General features: G+C 75.5%; 17 protein-coding genes. 8 read left to right on the plus strand and 9 right to left on the minus strand.

Annotated elements, in window-relative coordinates; genetic code table 11:
• Positions 1 to 227: 227 nt before the first annotated feature.
• Positions 228 to 653, minus strand: coding sequence for an MmpS family transport accessory protein (locus IE106_RS02850; protein WP_189529618.1), 426 nt, complete (start codon positions 651 to 653; stop codon positions 228 to 230).
• Between the two features lie 124 nt (positions 654 to 777).
• On the opposite strand from IE106_RS02850, the gene IE106_RS02855 reads away from it, so the two are divergent.
• The gene (locus IE106_RS02855) at positions 778 to 2115 is read left to right on the plus strand and encodes an SWIM zinc finger family protein (protein WP_189529619.1); all 1338 of its coding nucleotides are present in this window, start codon (positions 778 to 780) and stop codon (positions 2113 to 2115) included.
• Between the two features lie 17 nt (positions 2116 to 2132).
• Positions 2133 to 3749 (plus strand): DUF5691 domain-containing protein, encoded by a 1617-nt coding sequence (locus tag IE106_RS02860; RefSeq protein ID WP_189529620.1) that lies wholly within the window; start codon positions 2133 to 2135, stop codon positions 3747 to 3749.
• A 382-nt stretch (positions 3750 to 4131) separates the two neighbouring features.
• Here IE106_RS02860 and icmB read toward each other — a convergent pair whose 3' ends face one another.
• Entirely contained in the window at positions 4132 to 4545 is a 414-nt protein-coding gene (gene icmB, locus IE106_RS02865) for a coenzyme B12-dependent isobutyryl CoA mutase small subunit (RefSeq protein WP_189529621.1), read from the minus strand.
• Positions 4546 to 4873: 328 nt separating this feature from the next.
• Here icmB and IE106_RS02870 point away from each other — a divergent pair, with 328 nt between their 5' ends.
• Complete coding sequence (locus IE106_RS02870; protein ID WP_189529622.1) at positions 4874 to 5707, plus strand: esterase/lipase family protein; 834 nt, start codon at positions 4874 to 4876, stop codon at positions 5705 to 5707.
• 219 nt (positions 5708 to 5926) lie between these two features.
• Positions 5927 to 7474 (plus strand): M23 family metallopeptidase, encoded by a 1548-nt coding sequence (locus IE106_RS02875; RefSeq protein ID WP_189529623.1) that lies wholly within the window; start codon positions 5927 to 5929, stop codon positions 7472 to 7474.
• Positions 7475 to 7787: 313 nt separating this feature from the next.
• Here IE106_RS02875 and pcrA read toward each other — a convergent pair whose 3' ends face one another.
• Positions 7788 to 10250, minus strand: coding sequence for a DNA helicase PcrA (gene pcrA / locus IE106_RS02880; protein WP_189529624.1), 2463 nt, complete (start codon positions 10248 to 10250; stop codon positions 7788 to 7790).
• Between the two features lie 282 nt (positions 10251 to 10532).
• Positions 10533 to 10886: a hypothetical protein gene (locus IE106_RS02885; protein ID WP_189529625.1), complete on the minus strand. Its 354-nt coding sequence runs from the start codon at positions 10884 to 10886 to the stop codon at positions 10533 to 10535.
• 261 nt (positions 10887 to 11147) lie between these two features.
• On the opposite strand from IE106_RS02885, the gene IE106_RS02890 reads away from it, so the two are divergent.
• Positions 11148 to 12239, plus strand: coding sequence for a C40 family peptidase (locus tag IE106_RS02890; protein WP_189529626.1), 1092 nt, complete (start codon positions 11148 to 11150; stop codon positions 12237 to 12239).
• 19 nt (positions 12240 to 12258) lie between these two features.
• Here the strand turns inward: IE106_RS02890 and IE106_RS02895 are convergent, their stop codons facing one another.
• From IE106_RS02895 to IE106_RS02905, 3 genes are all read right to left on the minus strand, one after another.
• Positions 12259 to 13392 carry an alpha/beta hydrolase gene (locus tag IE106_RS02895; RefSeq protein WP_189529627.1) on the minus strand — a complete coding sequence of 378 codons (1134 nt, stop codon included), beginning with the start codon at positions 13390 to 13392 and terminating at the stop codon, positions 12259 to 12261.
• Between the two features lie 197 nt (positions 13393 to 13589).
• Positions 13590 to 14288 (minus strand): LuxR C-terminal-related transcriptional regulator, encoded by a 699-nt coding sequence (locus IE106_RS02900; protein WP_189529628.1) that lies wholly within the window; start codon positions 14286 to 14288, stop codon positions 13590 to 13592.
• Positions 14285 to 15571 carry an ATP-binding protein gene (locus IE106_RS02905; protein WP_189529629.1) on the minus strand — a complete coding sequence of 429 codons (1287 nt, stop codon included), beginning with the start codon at positions 15569 to 15571 and terminating at the stop codon, positions 14285 to 14287. Before IE106_RS02905 ends, IE106_RS02900 begins: the two co-directional genes overlap by 4 nt.
• Before the next feature lie 184 nt (positions 15572 to 15755).
• Here IE106_RS02905 and IE106_RS02910 point away from each other — a divergent pair, with 184 nt between their 5' ends.
• Both IE106_RS02910 and IE106_RS02915 read left to right on the plus strand, forming a co-directional pair.
• The gene (locus IE106_RS02910) at positions 15756 to 17141 is read left to right on the plus strand and encodes a PspC domain-containing protein (RefSeq protein WP_189529630.1); all 1386 of its coding nucleotides are present in this window, start codon (positions 15756 to 15758) and stop codon (positions 17139 to 17141) included.
• Positions 17128 to 17391, plus strand: coding sequence for a hypothetical protein (locus tag IE106_RS02915; protein ID WP_189529631.1), 264 nt, complete (start codon positions 17128 to 17130; stop codon positions 17389 to 17391). The genes IE106_RS02910 and IE106_RS02915 overlap by 14 nt, the downstream gene beginning before the upstream one ends.
• Here the strand turns inward: IE106_RS02915 and IE106_RS02920 are convergent.
• Positions 17298 to 17807 carry a DoxX family protein gene (locus IE106_RS02920; protein ID WP_189529632.1) on the minus strand — a complete coding sequence of 170 codons (510 nt, stop codon included), beginning with the start codon at positions 17805 to 17807 and terminating at the stop codon, positions 17298 to 17300. The two genes, IE106_RS02915 and IE106_RS02920, sit on opposite strands and share 94 nt — an antisense overlap.
• A gap of 192 nt (positions 17808 to 17999) precedes the next feature.
• Positions 18000 to 19598: a glutamine-hydrolyzing GMP synthase gene (gene guaA, locus IE106_RS02925; protein WP_189529633.1), complete on the minus strand. Its 1599-nt coding sequence runs from the start codon at positions 19596 to 19598 to the stop codon at positions 18000 to 18002.
• Positions 19599 to 19927: 329 nt separating this feature from the next.
• Between guaA and IE106_RS02930 the strand changes: the two genes are divergently transcribed.
• Entirely contained in the window at positions 19928 to 20293 is a 366-nt protein-coding gene (locus IE106_RS02930) for a chorismate mutase (protein ID WP_189529634.1), read from the plus strand.
• The last annotated feature ends 360 nt before the right edge of the window (positions 20294 to 20653 follow it).

Below are 20653 nucleotides of genomic sequence, written 5' to 3' on the forward strand. Positions count from 1 at the left end.
CCCCCTCCAGATCGTTCGAATCGTTCGACCGGGTCTGGGAACCACCGTGCACCACGCCACTGACAATCGACCGTTTCCGCAGGTCGGAGCGGGAAACCGGGCGGTACCAAGGGAGTTGGCGGGGTGTCGGCGGACGGACCGGCGGCTCCGCCCCGGCGGGTCCGGGCGGCCGCCCCGCGGGGCCGGCGGCCGCCCGGCGCGGCGTCACCGGGCGGCCGCCGGTCCGCTCACTCGGCGGCGACCGGGGAGACCGCCACGCAGCTGAGCGTCGCGGCCGCGCCCTTGCCGGTCGCCTCCTTCAGCACCTTGCCCTCGTGGGTGATCCTGCAGCTGGCCTGGGCGCCCTCGTACCGGATGGCGACGGGCGTGACGAGCGGCGCCTCGACGCCGCGCAGCGTCACCGTCTTGCGCCACGGCAGGGTCGGCTTCTCGACGGTCTCCAGCTTCGGGTTCATCGCGTCGCCCCCGCCGCCGTTGTAGCTGATCGACTCGATGTTGGCGCCGGTCACCTCGTACGTCACCTGGTACGTCTCGTTGAGCGCGCTGTCGACGCGCTCGGCGGCATCGTCGGCGGCCTGCGAGCAGGCGCCCAGGCCGAACGCGAGACCGGCCGCGGCCAGGGCGGCGACGACGGATCGGCTGGTGCGGTTCATGTGCTCCCCCGAAGGTCGAGTGGTGGTGGCACCACGGTACGAGCGCCCCTCGCCAACTCCCTTGCCGGGGCCCGTCGTCGCAGGTCGGAGCCGATTGTCAGTGGCGGGCCCTACCGTCGGCGGCATGACTGAGCAGGGGGTGCGCTGGACGGCGGAGCAGGTGCTGGCCCTGGCGCCTGACGCCGCTTCGCGCAAAGCGGGAGGCCGGCTGGGCGTCGCCGGGCCGTGGTCCGGCACGGGGTGCAGCGACGCGGGGGCCGTGTGGGGCCTGTGCAAGGGCAGCGGGAGCACGCCGTACCGGACGGTCGTCGACGTCACGGGCCCGGCGTACACGTGCAGTTGCCCGAGCCGGAAGTTCCCGTGCAAGCACGCGCTGGGGCTGCTGCTGCTCTGGGCGGCGGACGCCGCCGCCGTACCGGCCGGGGCGTCCGCCCCGGACTGGGCGGAGCAGTGGCTGGAGAGCCGCGGGGCGCGCGCCGAGGCGCGGAAGCGGAAGGACGACGCCGGGCCCGCCGACCCCGAGGCGGCGCGGCGCCGGGCGGCGGCCAGGTCGGCCCGCGTGACGGCCGGCGCGGAGGAGCTGGAGCAGCGCCTCGCGGACCTGGTGCGCGGCGGGCTGGCCGCCGCCGAGCAGGCCGGGTACGGGCTGTGGGAGGAGACCGCGCGCCGCATGGTCGACGCGCAGGCGCCGGGCCTGGCGGGCCGGGTCCGGGAGCTGGGCGCGCTACCCGGTTCGGGCCCCGGCTGGCCGGTGCGGCTGCTGGAGGAGAGCGCGCTGACGCACCTGCTGGACCGGGCGTGGCTGGGCGTCGACCGGCTGCCGGAGCCGCTGGCCGCGACGGTCCGCACGCGGGTCGGCCTGCCCTCGTCGGCGGAGGGCCCCGCGGTCCGGGACCGCTGGCTGGTCCTCGCCCAGTACGACACGTCCGACGGCAAGCTGACGACGCGCCGCACCTGGCTGCACGGGCGGGACACGGGGCGCACGGCGCTGCTGCTGTCGTTCGGGGTGGCGGGCCGCGCTCCGGAGCCGACGCTCGCGGTGGGCGTGGTCGTCGACGCGGAGCTCCTCCGGCACCCGGGGGCCGGGCAGTTGCGGGCGGAGCTGGGCGAGCGGTTCGCCGCGCCCGTACCGGGGGACGCGCCGCCGCCGGGCGGGACGGTCGGGGACGCGCTCACGGCGTACGGGCTGGCGCTGCGGGACGACCCGTGGCTGGACTCCTGGCCGGTGACGCTGCGGGACGTGGTGCCCGTGCCGGCGGCGGAGGGCTGGCAGCTGGCCGACGCGGACGGCGGCGCCGCGCTGCCCGTCACCGGGTCGGCCCCGGCGCGGCCGGGGCTGTGGCGGTTGGCGGCGGTGTCCGGCGGCGCGCCGGTCACGGTGTTCGGCGAGTGCGGCCACCGCGGCTTCACCCCGCTGGCCGCCTGGTCCCCCGACGCGCCGGGCACGGTCCCGCTCACCTGACGGCTGGAGGAGAAGACATGACCACCACGACGTGGGAAGACCTCGTCACCTCGGCCCTCCTGGGCACGGACCGCCGCCCGCTGCCGCTCCCGGCGGGGGCGGACGCGGCGGGTCCGGGGGGCGGGGGCGTCGTCGACGCGCCGGTCGCGCTGCTGGACGCCGCCGCCGTGCAGACCGTGCGGCGAAGGGCCGGGCTCCTCCCCGCCCCCGCCGCGCCCCTGCCGCGGCCCGCGCCGCGCGACGAGCGGCCGCCGCTGCCCGAGGCCGCCGCGCGCCGGCTGGTGCAGCTGCTCGCCGACCGGCCGTCGGCGAGCGGCGGTGGCCGCCGGGGCGCCGCCCCGGACCTGACCGAGCTGCTGCCGCAGTGGCTGGCCGCCGCCCAGGCGTACGGCTACCGCGTGCCCGCGTCCGCCCTGCCCGCGCTGCTCGACGCCGCACGCGCCCGGACCGACCTGCGGCCGCAGGCGCTGGCGCTCGGCGGGCCGCGCGCGCTGTGGCTGGCCACGTTCAACCCGGAGTGGAAGTTCGCCCTGCGCGGCGCGTCCGGCGGAGCGGCCCTGCCCGCGCCCGACGACGCCGAGGGGGTGCGGCGGCTGTGGGAGGAGGGCCTGTTCGCCGAGCGGGTCGCCCTGCTGGCGGCCGTACGGGCGCACGACCCGGCGGTGGCGCTGGACCTGCTGGCGTCGACGTGGGCGACGGAGCGGGCCGAGGACCGGCTGATGTTCCTGGACTCGCTGCGGACGGGGCTGTCCGCCGACGACGAGGAGTTCCTGGAGCGCGCCCTGCCGGACCGCAGCCGCAACGTCCGGTCCACGGCCGCGGAGCTGCTGTCCGCGCTGCCCGGGTCGGCGTTCGCCGCGCGGATGGCCGCGCGGGCCGCGTCGTGCGTGGGCCTGGACCACACCGGCCGGCAGGTGACGATCACGGTGGAGGCGCCGCACGAGTGCGACGCGGAGATGCAGCGCGACGGCGTCGTGCCGCAGCCGCCCTCCGGCCGGGGCCAGCGGTCCTGGTGGCTCGGGCAGCTGGTGGAGGCCGCCCCGCTCGGGCTGTGGCGGGAGCGGCTCGGCGGGCGCGCCCCCGGGGAGATCGTCGCCCTGCCGGTGGCCGACGACTGGCGCGAGGAGCTGCACGCCGCGTGGTGCAGGGCGGCGGTACGGCAGCGGGACGCGGCGTGGTCGCGGGCGCTGCTCGGCCCCGCCTCGGCGCCGCCCGCGTCGGGGCCGGGGGCCTCGTCGTCGGCGGCGCTGCTGTCCACGCTGCCGCACGAGGAGCGGGCGGAGTGGGTCGCGGCGTTCATCGCGGCGCACGGGCTGTCGGAGGCGTTCCAGCTGCTCGGGGTGTGCGCGGTGCCGTGGTCCGGGGCGCTGGGGCGGGCCGTGGTCGACGCGTTGGACATCGCGCGGGAGGCCGGGAGCTACCCGTGGAGCTTCAGCGGGGTGATGGGGCTGGCGGAGCGGTGCCTCGACCCCCGCGAGGCGAACCGGCTGGAGGTGCTGACGGCGGCGTCCGACGAGGGGGAGGACACGGCGCCCGGGGCCGGGGGGTACTGGGCGGAGGCGTTCCAGCGGCTGGTCGCCACACTGCGCCTGCGCGCGGCGATGCACGCGGAGCTGTCCCCACCGGAGACCTGACCGGCCTGCGTGCCGATCGGGGCCGGGGGGCTGGATCGGGGGGGGGTGGTCCGGGCCGGGGGGACCGGGGGCGGCCCAGGCCGGAGGAGAGCGGCCTGGGCCGGGGGGCCTGGGCCGGGGGGTGGCTGGGCCGGGGGGTGGCCAGGGCCGGGGGGGGCTGGCTGGGCCGGGGGTCCAGACGGGGGAACGGCCCGGCCGAAGGGGGTGGCCTGGGCCGGGGGGCCTGGGCCGGGGGCAGGCGGGGGCTGACCGGCCCGGCGGAACGGCCGGGCCGGTCAGAGCAGCCAGCGGGCCGATCCACCGGGCCGGTCAGAGCAGCGGGTCGGCCGATCCGGGCGGGCCGGTGGGAAGGGGCGCTCAGCGGTGGGGCGCCCCCTCGGGGTCAGGCCTCGGTGGACTGGCGGACGTGGGCGTTGACCCAGTCGACGATGGACGCCGTCGTCGCGCCGGGCGTGAAGATCGCCGCGACGCCCTTCTCCTTCAGCGGCGGGATGTCGCCCTCCGGGATGATGCCGCCGCCGAAGACCTTGATGTCCTCCGCGTCGCGCTCCCTCAGCAGCTCCAGCACGCGCGCGAACAGCGTGTTGTGCGCGCCGGACAGGATCGACAGCCCGATCGCGTCGGCGTCCTCCTGGATCGCGGTGTCCACGATCTGCTCCGGCGTCTGGTGCAGGCCGGTGTAGATGACCTCCATACCGGCGTCACGCAGCGCCCGCGCGATCACCTTCGCGCCGCGATCGTGGCCGTCGAGACCCGGCTTGGCCACCACCACGCGGATCGGACCGGTCACACCCATCACTGCCTCCACATGCGTCCCCCGTACCTGTATGCCGGGGAGGTGAACGAACGTTATCGCCAGCATCCCGCAACCGGCCGTTTCGCGGTCAAGAGGGAGGGGGAAATCACACGTGGGACATGTTCGCCACGCGTCGTACCCGCACCGGGCACGCCACGGGCAGGTCGGGGCGAACGCGATCCGGAGCCGCGACGAGGCCGTCGTACTCCCGCGCCGCCAGCCGCGCGGCACGGAGGTTCGGCGCATCCCCACCCTCGGCCGCGGCCCCACCTGAGGGCATACGGGGGACGGAGCCGCCCTCTGTGTGCCGCTCGCCAGGAGGTCGGCCATGCGGGAACCACCACCACCCGTCACCGCGACCGCCCTCCGCGCCGACGCCCTGAGGTCGGCCGTCCTGGAGGCGGCCGTCCTCGCCGGGCACCTGCTCCTCTACCCCACGGGCCTGGTCCCCGCCGGTCTGGTCCCCGCGCGCCTCCACCCCGGCCGGTGCCCCGCCCCCGCGCCGCACGGCGCGATCCCGTACGTCGCCCGCCCGCCCGTCGTCCTGCTCCACGGGCTCTCCGACAACCGCTCCGTCTTCGTCCCGCTGCACCGCGCCCTCGCGCGGGACGGCACCCGGCACGTGCGGGCCGTCAACCACTCGCCGCTCACCCTCGACCTGCGCGCCGCCGCCCACCGGCTCACCGGCCACGTCGACGAGCTCCGCGCCCGCACCGGCCGGGACGAGGTCGACCTCGTCGGGCACAGCCTGGGCGGCCTGGTCGCCCGGTACTACGTGCAGCGGCTCGGCGGCGCCGCCCACGTCCGCACGGTCGTCACGCTCGGCACGCCGCACGGCGGCACCTCCGCCCTCCCGCTCGCCGACGTGCACCCGCTCGTCCGCCAGATGCGCCCCGACTCCCCCGTCCTGCGCGAGCTGGCCGCCCCGGCGCCCGGTTGCCGCACCCGGTTCGTCAGCTTCTGGAGCGAACTCGACCTCTGGATGTCCCCCGTCGAGACGGCCCGCCTCGACCACCCCGACCTGGACACCGTGAACGTCAGGGTCAGCGGCATCGGCCATCTCGCGCTCCCGGTCCACCCGTCGGTGACCGCCAGGATCGTCGCGGAACTCGACCGCGGGTCCCCCGCTTCCGGAACCACGGGCTCCATGATCGTGGCGTGAAGCCGCCAGCACACGTCGAACGAATTTCGAACGTACCGCCAAGGCTCGGTGTGCGCTCCGCCGAAAGGCGACCGAATGCCCGTTTCCGCAAGCCGTAAACCCCACCGAAGATTGTCGGTTGCGCATACCGCCGGGTACAGTCGCGCCCACTGCTTCCCCTCCGGGTCCCCTCTGGGCCGGCCCGGAACTGGTCCTGCTGCCGAGGCGAGAGAGAAGTTGGTGAACGACCAGCACCCCCACGCCGGCTACGTCGGAGACGACGTGTACGCCACAGGCAGTTTCACGACCAGCGAGAACGGCTTCGGCAACGGCGGCCACCAGGCCCCCGCGTACGACACCGGGTCCTACGACACCGGCGCCTACCAGACGGCCGACCCCCTCTACGGCGGCTACGACACCGGGCAGAGCGGCCAGTACGACGCCGCACAGTGGCCCGACGCGTCCGCCACCTCCGCGTACACCGCGTACGCCGACCAGTGGGACACCGCGGCCTGGGCCCAGCCGCAGGACGACCAGCAGTACGCGACGACGGCGGCCACGTACGAGACGACCGGCCAGTGGTACGCGCCGGGCACCGAGTCCTACGGCGCCGAGTCCTTCGACACCGGCTCCTTCGACACCGCGTCCTTCGGCACCGGGACGTACGACACCGGTTCCCTCGACGCCACGGCCTTCGGCTCCGGCTCGTACGACACCGGCTCCTACGAGACCGGCGCCTACGACGCGACCGCGTGGAACCACGCGCCCGAAGAGGCCGCCCCCGCCGGGACGTTCGTCCCCGAGCAGTACGACTACTCCACCGTCGACGACGCCCTCCGGGCCGGGCCGGAGGCGGACCCCGACCCGGAGACCGGGCACGAGGACGGGCCGCAGGCCGACGACTTCGCGTCCGAGGCCGACGACCTCGCCTCCGAGGCGGACGACCTCGCCGACGGCGGCCCGTCGACGGAGTCGCTGGAGGCGCTCGACGAGACCGTCGCCGTCGCGCCCGGCCCGCGCCCGGCCCGCCGCGCCGGCGGCAGCCGCGGCAGGCGGCGCACCCCCGCCCGGCGCTCCGCGTTGCTGACCGTCGCCGTGCCGTCGGCGTGCGTGATGGGTGTCGCCGGCATCGCCGCCGCGTCCGTCAGCGGGCTCACCGGCGCCGAGCAGAAGGACGACGACAAGGCGGTGACCGCCGCCGACCCGGCCTCCCTGAAGCCGGCCGTCGTCAACAGCGCCCTCGACACCCAGCTCGCCGCGCTCGACGCCGAGGCCCTCGACTTCGGCGACCGCGCCAGCCGCACGCAGGAGCGCATCGACCTCAAGGCCCGCCAGGAGGCGGAGCGCAAGAAGCGCGAGGAAGAGGCGAAGCTCCGCGAGGCCATGCGCCCCAAGTTCGCGCTCCCGGTGCAACTGCGCCAGCTGAGCGCCGGCTACGGCCAGGCGGGCGTCAACTGGATGTCCCTGCACACCGGCATCGACTTCCCCGTCCAGTACGGCACCCCCGTGATGGCGGCGACGGACGGCACCGTGCGCACCCAGTGGAACAGCGCGTACGGGAACATGGTCATCGTCACCGCCAAGGACGGCACCGAGACCTGGTACTGCCACCTGAGCAGCGCCAAGATCCGCTCGGGCTCCGTCAAGGCGGGCGACGTCATCGCGTACTCGGGCAACTCCGGCAACTCCACCGGCCCGCACCTGCACTTCGAGGTCCGGCCGGGCGGCGGCACCGCGATCGACCCGGAGGCGTGGCTCCGCGGGCACGGCCTCAACCCGACCGGCTGACCCGCCGCCCCGACGGCGGACCTCCCGACCCGGCGACAGGCCTCCCGGCCGCCGGCGGACTCACCGGCCCGCCGGCGGACTTGCCGGCCCGCCGGCCGGTTGCCGGACCGGCACCGCACCCGGCCGGCTCACCGCCCGAGGGTTCCCCCGTCCGTGTGGCTCACCACCCGAGCGCCCCTCCGTGCACGATCCATCGCCGGACCGGTCCACCCACGCACGGCCCACCGCCGGACCGGTCCACCGGTCTCGACGGCCGACGCGCCGAGCGGCCGTTTCCGACCCGCCCGGCACCCCGCCCCGTGCCCGCGAGTCCCTACAGCTTCTCGACCGGCGCGTACCGCAGCAGCAGCCGCTTCGGCTTGCCGTCGCCGAAGTCGATGGTCGCCTGCGCGTCGCCGCCCGACCCCGCCAGCGCCGTCACCGTGCCGAGGCCGAACTGGTCGTGCGTGACCCGGTCGCCCACGGTCAGCGCGATCACCGGCTTGTCCGCCGTACGCCGCGTCGCGAAGCCGGACGGACCCGAGCGGGACCGGGACGCCGACAGGGAGGCGGCGACGCCCGACGCCGGGCTCGACGGGCCGGCCGGGGCGGCGGACGTCCTGCCCGTGCGCTTCCACTCCAGGTGCTGCGGCGGGATCTCCTCCAGGAACCGCGACGGCGGGTTGTACGAGGGCTGGCCCCAGGCGCTGCGCATCGACGAGCGCGTCAGGTAGAGCCGCTCCCGCGCGCGGGTGATGCCCACGTACGCGAGGCGGCGCTCCTCCTCCAGCTCCTTGGCCTGGCCGAGGGCCCGCATGTGCGGGAAGACGCCGTCCTCCATGCCCGTCAGGAACACCACCGGGAACTCCAGGCCCTTGGCGGTGTGCAGCGTCATGAGCGTGATGACGCCGTCGCCGTCCTCGTCGCCGTCCGGGATCTGGTCGGAGTCCGCGACGAGGGCGACCTTCTCCAGGAACTCGGCGAGCGTGCCCGTCCCCTCGCCCTCGCCGCGCTCCTGCTCGAACTCCAGGGCGACGGCCGCGAGTTCCTGGAGGTTCTCGATCCGCGTCTCGTCCTGCGGGTCCGTCGACGCCTGGAGCTCCGCGAGGTACCCGGTGCGCTCCAGGACGGCCTCCAGGACGACGGCGGGGCCGGCGCCGGACTCGACGACCGTGCGCAGCTCCTCCATCAGCGTGTTGAACCGCTTGACGGCGTTCGTGGAACGGGCCGCCATGCCGTACGCCTCGTCGACCCGCTTCAGCGCCTGCGGGAAGGTGGTCTTCTCGCGCAGGGCGAGGGCCTCGATCATGGCCTCGGCGCGCTCGCCGATGCCGCGCTTCGGGACGTTGAGGATGCGGCGCAGCGGGACGGCGTCCTCCGGGTTGGCCAGGACGCGCAGGTACGCGAGGACGTCGCGGACCTCCTTGCGCTCGTAGAAGCGGACGCCGCCGACGACCTTGTAGGGCAGGCCGACGCGGATGAAGACCTCTTCGAAGACACGCGACTGGGCGTTGGTCCGGTAGAAGACGGCGACGTCGCCGGCCTTCGCCTCGCCGGCGTCGGTGAGGCGGTCGATCTCGTCGGCGACGAACTGCGCCTCGTCGTGCTCCGTGTCCGCGACGTAGCCGGTGATGCCCGCGCCCGCGCCGGCGTTCGTCCAGAGGTTCTTGGGACGGCGGCTCTCGTTGCGCTCGATCACCGCGTTGGCGGCGGACAGGATGGTCTGGGTGGAGCGGTAGTTCTGCTCCAGCAGGATCGTCGTCGCGTCCGGGTAGTCCTCCTCGAACTGGAGGATGTTGCGGATGGTCGCGCCGCGGAAGGCGTAGATCGACTGGTCGGCGTCACCGACGACGCACAGCTCCGACGGCGGGTGCTCCGCGTCGCCGGACGGGCCGACCAGCTCGCGCACGAGCGTGTACTGGGCGTGGTTGGTGTCCTGGTACTCGTCGACGAGGACGTGCCGGAAGCGGCGGCGGTAGTGCTCGGCGACGTCCGGGAACGCCTGGAGCAGGTGGACCGTCGTCATGATGATGTCGTCGAAGTCCAGGGCGTTGGCCTCGCGGAGCCGCGCCTGGTACATGCGGTACGCCTCGGCGAGGGTCTTCTCGAAGCCGTCCGCCGCCTGGTCGGCGAAGGTCTCCTCGTCGATGAGCTCGTTCTTGAGGTTGGAGACCTTGGCGCTGAAGGACTTCGGCGGGTACCGCTTCGGGTCGAGGTCCAGGTCGCGGCAGACCAGGGCCATGAGGCGCTTGGAGTCGGCGGCGTCGTAGATCGAGAACGACGAGGTGAAGCCGAGCCTCTTGGACTCGCGGCGCAGGATGCGGACGCACGCGCTGTGGAAGGTCATCACCCACATCGCGTGGGCGCGCGGGCCGACGAGCTGCTCGACGCGCTCCTTCATCTCGCCGGCGGCCTTGTTCGTGAACGTGATGGCCAGTATCTGCCCCGGGTGGACGTCCCGGGTGGCGAGGAGGTGGGCGATGCGGTGCGTGAGGACGCGGGTCTTGCCGGAGCCCGCGCCGGCGACGATGAGCAGCGGCGTCCCCGTGTGGACGACGGCGGCGCGCTGCTGCTCGTTCAGCCCCTCCAGCAGCGCCTCCGGGGCGACGACCGGGCGCGGGGCGCCGTCCCGGTAGTACGCGTCGCGGGCCGGGGGCACGTCGAACTTCCCCTCGAAGAGGTCGTGCGGGACCTCCTCCGCGGCCGGGGGGGCTTCGGAGTCCTCGGGCGGCGGGGGCTCCTCCGCGGGATGGTCGCGGAGGTCCGCCAGGAAGCTGTCGTCAAAGAGGCTGCTCATCGCCTACCGAGTCTAGGCGGACCCACCGACAGTCCGGGACGGAACCGGCCCCCTCACGCACAGCGACGCGGCGGCGACGGCACGGGGCAGGACGGCACGGGGCAGGGCGGGGCCACGGGAGCGTGCCGGTCACGCGGAGGCGGCGGACGTCGCGCGGACCCCGCAGCGGAGCGCCGGGCGGACCGTGCGGGCGAAGCCGGCCGGGGCGTGCGGGCCGCCGGGCCGGGAGCGGGGGGGCCGCCGCCGGGGAGCGGCGGACGGCCGGGCCGGGAGCGGGCGGGGTCAGGTCCAGAGGGTGGCGATGAAGACGTTCGCCGCCGTCAGGGCCCCCACCGCGGCGAACGGCCCCTTCCCGGCGCGTTCGTCGTCCCGCTTCACGTAGACCAGGCCGAGGACGACCACCAGCAGCGTCAGCTTGACGCCGATCTTGACGTGGTCGACGGTGGCGCCCTCGGCCTGGTTGAGGCCCACCAGGACCATGCCGGTCACGAGCATGGTCAGCGCGCCGTGCAGCATGGCCGGAACCATGCGGGCCGTGCCCGTGCCCATCGCCTTCGCCTGGGTCAGGAAGCCTCCGAGGAGGGCGGCGATGCCGATGACGTGCAGGGCGACGAAGACGTTGATGAGGACGTTCATGGGGCGGAGCCTAATCCCGGCCATACCACCGCCCGTCAGCCAGGTCCGCCTCTTTCGCCACAACGGTCACGGGCGATACGGAGTGTGTGGTTCCGACCGTCACCGCGTGACCGGAACCCGTACCGGAACCTCCGATTACGACCAATACCGGTCACCCCGTCACCTCGCCTCGGGCCCCGCGCCTAGCGTCCTCCCCCAGGCGGCCCGGCCCCCACCGGTCACCGCCCCGCACCACAGCACCGAAGGGAAGTGAGCGCCCCCGTGGCAGCGCATCGGAAGCCCAGGCAGCGCGGGTTCGGCGGACAGGCCGGCCGTACGGCCGCCACCCTGGCCCTGGCCGGAGCCGCGACCGCCACCGTCCTCGAGGGCCCCGCGCACGCCGACCCGCGCCTCACCGCGGCCCAGGTCAGGGCCCAGGTCGACCGGCTCCACGGCGAGGCGGAGGCGGCGACCGAGAAGTACAACGGCGCCAAGGAGAAGGCCGACACGGCACGGGCCCGGCTCGACGCGCTGCGCGACGAGGCCGCCCGCCGCACCGAGCGCCTCAACGCGGAACGCGACGCGCTCGGCACCACCGCCGCCGCGCAGTACCGCACCGGCGGGCTGAGCCCCGCCTTCCAGCTGGTGTTCTCCTCCGACCCCGACCGGTACCTGCGGGGCGCCGCCCTCGCCGAGCGGATCGGCGACCGGCAGGCCGACGCGACGGCGTCCCTGCGCGGCCGGCTCGTCGGGATCGAGCGGCTGCGGAAGGAGGGGGACGGGCGCATCCGCGAGCTGCGGACCCACGAGGCCGAGCTGCGCCGGCAGAAGGCCGCCGTCCGGAACCGGCTCGCCGCCGCCGAGCGGCTCCTGGCGCGCCTCACCGCCGCCGAGCGCGCCGCGTATGGGGCCGCCGCCCTCGCCCGGGACGGCGGCGGTGCCCTGGGCGCCACCGCCGGAGCCGGCCTCGCGGGCCGCGCCGGTGACGGCGCCCGTACGGTGCCGGGCGGGGTCCGGGCGCCGAACCCCCGCGCCGCGCGGGCCGTCTCGTACGCGTACGGGGCGATCGGCAAGCCGTACCTGTGGGGCGCGACCGGCCCGTCCGGGTACGACTGCTCGGGGCTGGCACAGGCGGCGTGGCGGGCGGCCGGGGTGAAACTGCCCCGCACGACGTACTCGCAGATCAACGCCGGGCAGCGGGTCTCGCGCTCCCAGCTCGCGCCGGGTGACCTGGTCTTCTTCTACCCGGGCGTCAGCCACGTCGGGATCTACGTCGGCGGCGGCAGGATGATCCACGCGCCGCGCACGGGCTCGACGGTGCGCGTCGCGTCGATCGACGAGATGCCCTGGGCGGGCGCCGCCCGCGTCGGCTGACCCGCCGCGCCCCGCGGGCTCACCGGCGGACCGACGAGGCGGCCGCGCCCGCGCCCTCCAGCCGTTCCGTCAGCCAGGTGAACACCGCCGGGACCTCCCCCGCCCACGTCGAGGTGCGGTGCCCGCCGACGACGCGGCGCACCTCGACGCGCGTCGGGGGCTGGGCGGCGGCGCGCAGGTCGAGGCCCTGGCGGTAGCCGTCGTCGCCGTCGCCGGTGTAGAGGAGGGACAGGCGGGGCGGGGCGGGGGCCTCGCGGAGGAGGGTGAGCGGGTCGTTGGCCCGCCGCAGCGCCGGGTCCCGGCCGGTGACGGAGTCGGGTTCGGCGGCCGGGTCGTTGTAGCCGGACATGCTGACCGCGTACCGGTAGCGGTCGGGGTGGGCCAGGGCGACCTTCGCCGCGCAGTGGCCGCCCGCCGAGAAGCCGGCCGCCGCCCAGCCGTCGGGCGTGGTGACGGCCCGGAAGTGGTCGGTGACCATCTTGCGCACGTCGACGCTGACCCACGTCTCGGCGTTGACGACGCCCGGCACGTTGGCGCAGCCCGCGTCGGCGTCGCCGAGGAGCTTGGTGCGGGGCGCGACGAGGATGAACGGCGCCACCTTCCCGTCCCGCATGAGCGGCTCCAGCTGCTCGGTGACGTGCAGCCCGGCGAACCAGGACGACGGGGTGCCGGGGTAGCCGGAGAACAGCTCCACCACGGGGAACCGCACGTTCCGGTAGGCGGGGTCGTCGTACTGCGGCGGCAGCCAGACGTACACCTCGGCGGTGACGCCCGAGACCTGGCCCTTGAGGAGGGTGGTCCGGACGCGGCCGTCGAGCGGCGCGGGGACCGGCCGGAACGTCTGCTCCGTCCTCGGCAGCTCGGCGATCCTGCGGCCGCCGAGCCCGTCCGGGCCGAGGTCGAGGGCCGCGTCGACGTGGTCCTCGCGGCCGAGGAGGTCGTCCCAGCCGCTGAACAGGCCGTTGGCGTTGTTCACCGCGACGAAGACCACCAACATCGCCGTCACCTGGGCGAAGCCCACCATCGCCAGCCGCGCCAGGCCGCGGACGAGGAGCGGCCCCCGCACCCGGCCCCACAGCGCGAAGGGCAGGACGACCGCCAGGACGGCGAGCGCGACCGCGGTCACGAGGAAGGGAGTACCCGTCAGGCTCATCACGGCAAGTAGGAGGGCGCCGGGGGCCCGCTGGTTGCCGCGCCCACGCGGCGATCACCCCACAAAAGCGCGCAACCGGCCCCGGAACACCCCACCGCCGGGCCGGGCGGGGCCGGGCCGGGTGCGTCACCCCACCGGCCCGCACGCCCCACCGCTCGGCGCGACCCACCGCCCGGCACGGCCGCCCGGCCCGCGCGTCACACCAGCCGGCGGGCCGTCGCCCAGCGGGTCAGCTCGTGCCGGTTGGACAGCTGGAGCTTGCGCAGCACCGCCGAGACGTGCGACTCGACCGTCTTCACCGAGATGAACAGCTGCTTCGCGATCTCCTTGTACGCGTAGCCGCGCGCGATGAGCCGCAGCACCTCCCGCTCCCGCTGGGTGAGCCGGTCCAGGTCCTCGTCGACGGGCGGGGCTTCCGTGGACGCGAACGCGTCCAGCACGAAGCCGGCCAGGCGCGGCGAGAACACCGCGTCACCCTCCTGCACCCGGAAGATCGAGTCGATCAGGTCGGCACCGGTGATGGTCTTGGTGACGTACCCGCGCGCGCCGCCCCGGATGACGCCGATGACGTCCTCCGCCGCGTCCGACACGGACAGCGCGAGGAACCGCACCGGGTTCTCCGCGGCCGCCGACAGCGGGGCGCAGCGGCGCAGCACCTCCACCCCGCCGCCGCCCGGCAGGTGCACGTCGAGGAGGACCACCTCGGGGCGGGTCGCGTGGATGACGGTGACCGCCTGGTCCACGTCGGCGGCCTCGCCGACGACCTCCACCCCGGTCTCCTCCGTGCGCCCGATCTCGGCCTGCACGCCGGTGCGGAACATCCGGTGGTCGTCGACGAGCACCACCCGCACCCGGCGCTCCGCCGTCCCTCCGGCCGTCTGTCCGGTCGTCGTCATCCGTCCGCCTCCTGTGCCCGGTCCATCTCCAGCTCGACCTCCGTACCGTCGCCCGGCGCCGACCGCACGCGCGCGGTGCCGCCGTTGCGCTGCATCCGGCCGATGATCGATTCTCGTACGCCCATCCGGTCCGCGGGCACGGAGCCGAGGTCGAAGCCGGGCCCCCGGTCCCGTACGGACACGAAGACCGTACGGCCCTCGACCTCCGCGTAGACCTGCACGGCGCCGCCCCCGCCACCGTACTTGGCGGCGTTGACCATCGCCTCGCGCGCGGCCTGCATCTGCGCGGCCAGCCCCTCGTCGAGCGGGCAGTCGCCGACGACCACGACCTCCAGCGGCACCCCGTGCTTGTCCTCGACCTCGGCGGCGGCCGTGCGGACGGCGTCGGCGAGCGTGTCCGGCTCCTCCGCCTCGTCCTTGCCGGTGCCCTCGGGCCGGTACAGCCAGTTCCGCAGCTCCCGCTCCTGGGCGCGGGCGAGGCGGCGGACCTCGGCGGCGTCCTCGGCGTTGCGCTGTATCAGCGTCAGCGTGTGCAGCACCGAGTCGTGGACGTGCGCGGCGACCTCGGCGCGCTCCTGCGCGCGGATGCGCATGGTCCGCTCCTCCGACAGGTCCTGCGACATGCGTACGAGCCAGGGCCCGGCGAGCAGCGCCATGCCGGCCAGCACCGCTATCGCCGCCGTCAGCGCCGTGCCCAGCTGGGCGGCGGAGCCGCGCACCACCAGGAAGACCGTGAGGCCCATGCCGACGAGCGCCACCCCGGCCAGGCCGCGGGCCAGCTGGAACAGCCGCTTGCGGCGGCCCGACTCGGTCCACTGGGCGCGGCGCGCGTTGTCGGCCTGCCGCCACACCAGGACGACGCCGACGCCGACGAGGAGGGTCGGCCACACGTACCGGTTGGCCCGGCCGCCCAGGTCGACCGTGCCGACGAACACGGCCGCGCCGACCAGCAGCAGGACCAGCGCGACGACCTGCCCCCGGTCGGGCTTGCGCAGGCGGCGGCGCCCGTCCGGCGTGGTCTCGAACAGCGTGCGCGGCTCGTGGGAGCGGCCGCCCACGCCGAGCGGCACGGCGATCCAGAACGCCGCGTACAGCAGGACGCCGAGCGGGCCGTCGGCGAGGAACAGCCCGAGGAACGCGAGCCGCAGCCACACCACCGGCAGCCCGAGGTGCCCGGCCAGTCCGCGCGCGACACCGCCGAGCATCCGCCCGTCGGCGCTGCGGTAGAGCCTGCGCACGGGCGGGTCGTCGGTCGTCTCGGGCATGCGGGCGGCGGCGGGCATGGACCGATCGTCACACGCCCCGCCCACCGGGACATCAGGGTCGGCCCCGACCCCGACCCTGAGAAACGGCCCGGCCGCACCCCGGAGCGCCCCGGCGCCCCTGGGGGCGGGCCCGTGGAATATCAGGGACCGGCCAGGGTCGCGGCGGGTCCCGCCGCGGGCGGCGGCCGGTCACCATGGTCGTATGACAAGCGCGACGCCCACCTCGCCGGAGGCGCCCGGGGCTCCGCCCCACCCCCCGCCACCGGACCACCCGCCGCTGCGCCGCACGCCGCGGCAGAAGGTGGTGGCCGGGGTGTGCGGGGGCCTCGGGCGGCACTTCGACCTCGACCCGGTGGTGTTCCGGGTCGTGACGGGGGTGCTCGCCGCCGCGGGCGGCATCGGCCTGATCTTCTACGGTTTCGCCTGGCTGTCCGTCACCGCGGACGGCGAGGACGAGAACGAGGCACGGCGGCTGCTGACCGGCCGGGTCGACGGCGCGTCCCTCGTCGCCGTCCTCATGGCGCTGGTCGGCTGCGGGCTGTTCCTGTCGATGGTGGGCGGCAACGGCGAGACGATCGGCTTCGCGATCCTGCTGGTGTGCGCGGTCGGCGGCGCGGCCGTCTGGTCGCAGCGGCGCCGCCTGGCCGGCGGCCGGGAGCCGGCGGCCACCGCGGCGCACCCGGCGGGCCCCGACGCCCCACCGGAGACGAAGGCCCCGCCGGAGACGAAGGCGCCGCCGCCGCCGGGCGCCCCGTCGTGGTGGCGCGACCCGATCGTCAAGGACGGCTCGACCGGCCCCGTGCCGGTCGGCTACCTGTGGGGGCCGGCCGACACGCCCGTCGACCGGCTGCCCCACCCGTACGGGCCGCGGGGCGCGGGCGCGGCCGTACCGCCCCGGTCCCCGGCCGCCCCGCGCGGGCCCCGGTCCGTCGGCGGCCCCGTGCTGCTCCTGGGCGTGCTGGCGGGCTGCGCGGGCACCCTGGCCGCCTGGGGCGGGCATCCGCTCGGGGCGAGCCTCCAGGCGGGCCTCGTGGCCGCGCTCGCCGTGTTCGCCCTCGGCCTGGCCGTCAGCTCGTACCTGGGCCGCACCGGTTTCGGCACGCTCCTCGTGACGGTCGTGACGGCGCTGCTCCTGGCGGCCGCGTCGGCGGTGCCCCCGCAGATCGGCACGGAGTGGACCCGCCGGGAGTGGGCTCCGGCGTCCCTCGCGGACGTACGGCCGCGCTACGCGATCGACTCGGGCGTCGGCACGCTCGACCTGTCCGCGCTGGACGTGCCGCGCGGCCGGGCGGTGGAGGTGGCCGCCCGGGCCGGCGCGGGCCGCCTCGTCGTGGTCGTGCCCGCCGGCGTGACCGTCCGGGTCCGCGCGCAGGTGGGCCTCGGCGACCTGCGGCTCCCGGACCGGCCCGCCCCGGTCCCCGCCTCCGGCCGGGCGGACCCGGCGCCGGCCGACGGGCCGGACCTGGCGGTGGACCTGGAGGTCACCCGCACCCTCCCGCCGCCTGCGGACGTGGCGCCGGGCGGCACGCTGGACCTGGACCTGCGGATCGCCGTCGGACAGGTGGAGGTGGCCCGTGCTGCGTCATGAGTTCCGCCCCGGTCGGCTGGTCGCCGGCGTCACGGGCCTGGTCGTCGCCACCGTGTACGGGGGTGACGCGGCGGGCTCCTGGGACGTCCCCTGGTACGCGGCGGTCCCGATCCTGTTCTGCGGCCTGGTGCTGGCCGCGGCGGCGGCCTGGGCCGGCTACCGGGTGCGGCGGCGGCGCGCCGCGAGGGCCGCGTCGGCGGACGGCGCGGACGCCCCGGCCAGGACCAGCGGCAGCCACGCCATCAGGTAGGCCAGGTCGTTGCCGTAGTAGTAGGGGTCGCTCTGCCAGGTGACCGTCAGCCACAGGCTCAGCGAGATCAGCGCGCCGCCCGCCGCGGCGACCCGCGCCAGCAGCCCGACGAGCGTGCCCAGCCCCACGGCCACCTCGCCGGCGCCGATGGCGTACCCGAACGGCACCGGGTCGCGCAGCGCCTGGTCCACCAGCCACGGCACGGCCGAGCCGTCCCGTACGGACCGCATCAGCTCCCCCAGGGAGCCGGGGCCGGACGCGGCCAGGAACCGGGCGTCCGTGAGCTTGTCCAGGCCCGCGTACACGAACGTCACCCCGAGGAACACCCGCAGCGGCAGCAGCGCGTACCGCGCGGCGACCGCCCGCCGCCCGCCGCGCCGCCCGTCCGGGCGCTCCCCGTCCACCGTGTGCGCCATGGTCCTCGCCCTCGCTCGTCCGCCGTCCGCCGCCGCGGCCCGTCCCCCGGGGTGCGGGGCGGGGGCCGCGTCGGTCCAGCTGACCACAGGGTGCCCCCGGAACGACGAAGCCGCCGCCCACGGCTGTGGACGGCGGCTCGCTGACCGGTCGGGGTGACTCCGCGGGCCCCCGGTGCCCGGGGACCCGCGGGGTCACTCCCACTCGATGGTGCCCGGGGGCTTGCTGGTGACGTCGAGGACGACGCGGTTGACGTCCTTCACCTCGTTGGTGATCCGCGTCGAGATGCGCGCCAGCACGTCGTACGGCATGCGCGTCCAGTCCGCGGTCATGGCGTCCTCGGACGAGACCGGGCGCAGCACGATCGGGTGGCCGTACGTGCGGCCGTCGCCCTGCACGCCCACGGACCGCACGTCCGCGAGCAGCACGACGGGGCACTGCCAGATCTCGCGGTCCAGGCCGGCCGCGGTCAGCTCCTCGCGGGCGATGGCGTCGGCCTCGCGCAGCAGGTCCAGGCGCTCCCGGGTGACCTCGCCGACGATCCGGATGCCGAGGCCGGGGCCCGGGAACGGCTGCCGCTGGACGATCTCCTCCGGCAGGCCGAGCTCCTGGCCGACCATGCGGACCTCGTCCTTGAACAGCTTCCGCAGCGGCTCGATCAGCTTGAACTCGAGGTCCTCGGGGAGGCCGCCCACGTTGTGGTGGGACTTGATGTTGGCCGTGCCCGTGCCGCCGCCGGACTCGACGACGTCCGGGTACAGCGTGCCCTGCACCAGGAACTCGACGGGCTGGTCGCCCGACGCCTCCGCGATGATCTCCGCCTGGGCCTGCTCGAAGACGCGGATGAACTCACGGCCGATGATCTTGCGCTTCTCCTCGGGGTCGGAGACCCCGGCGAGCGCGTTCAGGAACCGCTCCTGCGCGTCGACGACCTTCAGCTGGACGCCGGTGGCGGCCACGAAGTCCTTCTCGACCTGCTCGGTCTCGCCCTTGCGCATCAGGCCGTGGTCGACGTACACGCAGGTGAGCTGGTCGCCGATGGCCCGCTGGACGAGCGCGGCGGCCACGGCGGAGTCGACGCCGCCGGACAGGCCGCAGATGGCCCGCCGGTCGCCGACCTGCTCGCGGATGGCCGCGACCTGCTCCTCGATGACGTTCCCGGTCGTCCAGGACGGCTCGATGCCGGCGCCGCGGTAGAGGAAGTGCTCCAGGATCTGCTGGCCGTGCGTGGAGTGCATCACCTCGGGGTGGTACTGCACGCCGTACAGCTTCTTCTCGTCGTTCTCGAAGGCGGCGACCGGCACGACGTCCGTGGACGCGGTGACGGCGAAGCCCTCGGGCGCGGCGGAGCAGGCGTCGCCGTGCGACATCCACACCGACTGCTCGGCGGGGGTGCCCTCGAACAGCGTCGACCCGTTCCTGCTGACGTGCAGGGGGGTGCGGCCGTACTCGCGGGCGCCGGTGTTGTCGACCGTGCCGCCGAGGGTCTCCGCCATCAGCTGGAAGCCGTAGCACATGCCGAAGACGGGGACGCCGGCCTCGAAGAGCTCGCGGTCGAGGCGGGGGGCGCCCTCCTCGTACACGGACGAGGGGCCGCCGGAGAGGATGATCGCCCTCGGGTTCCTGGCCAGCATCTCGGCCACCGGCGTGGTGGACGGGACGATCTCGCTGTAGACCCGGGCCTCACGGACGCGGCGGGCGATGAGCTGGGCGTACTGCGCGCCGAAATCGACAACGAGGACTACGTCCGGGTTGGTGTCGGGCGAGGCGGCAGCGGGGGTCGCTGATGACACTACGGCGGCCTTCCGGCGGTGGGAGGGGGTCGGTATCAGTCAATTCTACCGGCGTGGCCGGCAATCGTTTCGTCTCACCATCCGAACCGGTCGGCGGCCCGGCTGGCCGCGGCGTCGTCCGGAGGTCCATACTGGCCGCCATGCACACGCACTCGACCTTCGTCTTTACCTATGGCACCGGCTGGTCCGGCTGCCATGGTCGTGCTGCTTGAGCATTCACTGACAAGCGACTTCCCAGGCGCCCCGGGCCGACAAGGCCCGGGGCGCCTGTCGTCTCCACCGGGCCGTACCGCCGCCCCGGGGCCCCGTGAGACACCAGGAGCCCCGCCATGACCACGACGGACACCACCGCCCTCCCGACCTCCGCCCGGACCGACGCGGAGGGGACCGGCCCGCGGACGCCCGGCGCCGGGAAGACCGCCGCGGAGAGGACCGGCGCACGCACGGACGACGCCGCCCTGTTGATCACGGACGCGCGGGAGCGCATCGACGCGCTCGACGACCGGATCATCGGCCTCATCCAGGAACGCGCGGCCGTCTCGGCCGTCATCCAGGAGGCGCGCATCGGCTCGGGCGGCCGCCGGGTGAACCTCGCGCGCGAGATGGAGGTGCTGGGCCGCTACAGGGACGCGCTGGGCAGGCCGGGCACGGCGCTGGCGATGACGATGCTGGAGCTGTGCCGGGGCCGCGTCTGAGTCCGGGCGCGCCTCTCACCCGTACGGCGCGTGACCCGGGCCACAGCACGTCGTTGGTCCCGGTGTCCGCGCCAGCGCGTGACTTCGCCGGAGGGTGTGGCGCAACGCGTGTGCGCCGTGGGACCACGCTCCGGCGTGCGTGACCGGACGGCAGGGGACAGCAGCCCGGTCACCCCGAGGGGCGGTCGGCACCGGGGACGCCCGGCGCCGGCCGCCCCCTGTGCGTGCCGCCCCCCATGCGTGCCGGCCCCGTCCGGATCGGGCCCACCGCGGCCGGCCGCCCTCGACGGCGTGACGCAGCACACATAAAGAACCTGTGAGTTCACGGGCAACCATTCCCTCCCGTCGCAGGTCATGTAT

The sequence above is a fragment of the Streptomyces roseolilacinus genome (assembly GCF_014649335.1).
Classification (GTDB): domain Bacteria; phylum Actinomycetota; class Actinomycetes; order Streptomycetales; family Streptomycetaceae; genus Streptomyces; species Streptomyces roseolilacinus.

Excerpts from the sequence above, each read along its gene's own strand:
- IE106_RS02850 (WP_189529618.1), bottom strand. The coding sequence starts at position 653 with ATGAACCGCACCAGCCGATCCGTCGTCGCCGCCCTGGCCGCGGCCGGT.
- IE106_RS02900 (WP_189529628.1), bottom strand. The coding sequence starts at position 14,288 with ATGACGACGACCGGACAGACGGCCGGAGGGACGGCGGAGCGCCGGGTG.
- icmB (WP_189529621.1), bottom strand. The coding sequence starts at position 4,545 with ATGGGTGTGACCGGTCCGATCCGCGTGGTGGTGGCCAAGCCGGGTCTC.
- IE106_RS02905 (WP_189529629.1), bottom strand. The coding sequence starts at position 15,571 with ATGCCCGCCGCCGCCCGCATGCCCGAGACGACCGACGACCCGCCCGTG.
- pcrA (WP_189529624.1), bottom strand. The coding sequence starts at position 10,250 with ATGAGCAGCCTCTTTGACGACAGCTTCCTGGCGGACCTCCGCGACCAT.
- IE106_RS02860 (WP_189529620.1), top strand. The coding sequence starts at position 2,133 with ATGACCACCACGACGTGGGAAGACCTCGTCACCTCGGCCCTCCTGGGC.
- IE106_RS02910 (WP_189529630.1), top strand. The coding sequence starts at position 15,756 with ATGACAAGCGCGACGCCCACCTCGCCGGAGGCGCCCGGGGCTCCGCCC.
- IE106_RS02930 (WP_189529634.1), top strand. The coding sequence starts at position 19,928 with ATGACCACGACGGACACCACCGCCCTCCCGACCTCCGCCCGGACCGAC.
- IE106_RS02885 (WP_189529625.1), bottom strand. The coding sequence starts at position 10,886 with ATGAACGTCCTCATCAACGTCTTCGTCGCCCTGCACGTCATCGGCATC.
- IE106_RS02920 (WP_189529632.1), bottom strand. The coding sequence starts at position 17,807 with ATGGCGCACACGGTGGACGGGGAGCGCCCGGACGGGCGGCGCGGCGGG.
- IE106_RS02870 (WP_189529622.1), top strand. The coding sequence starts at position 4,874 with ATGCGGGAACCACCACCACCCGTCACCGCGACCGCCCTCCGCGCCGAC.
- IE106_RS02895 (WP_189529627.1), bottom strand. The coding sequence starts at position 13,392 with ATGAGCCTGACGGGTACTCCCTTCCTCGTGACCGCGGTCGCGCTCGCC.
- IE106_RS02855 (WP_189529619.1), top strand. The coding sequence starts at position 778 with ATGACTGAGCAGGGGGTGCGCTGGACGGCGGAGCAGGTGCTGGCCCTG.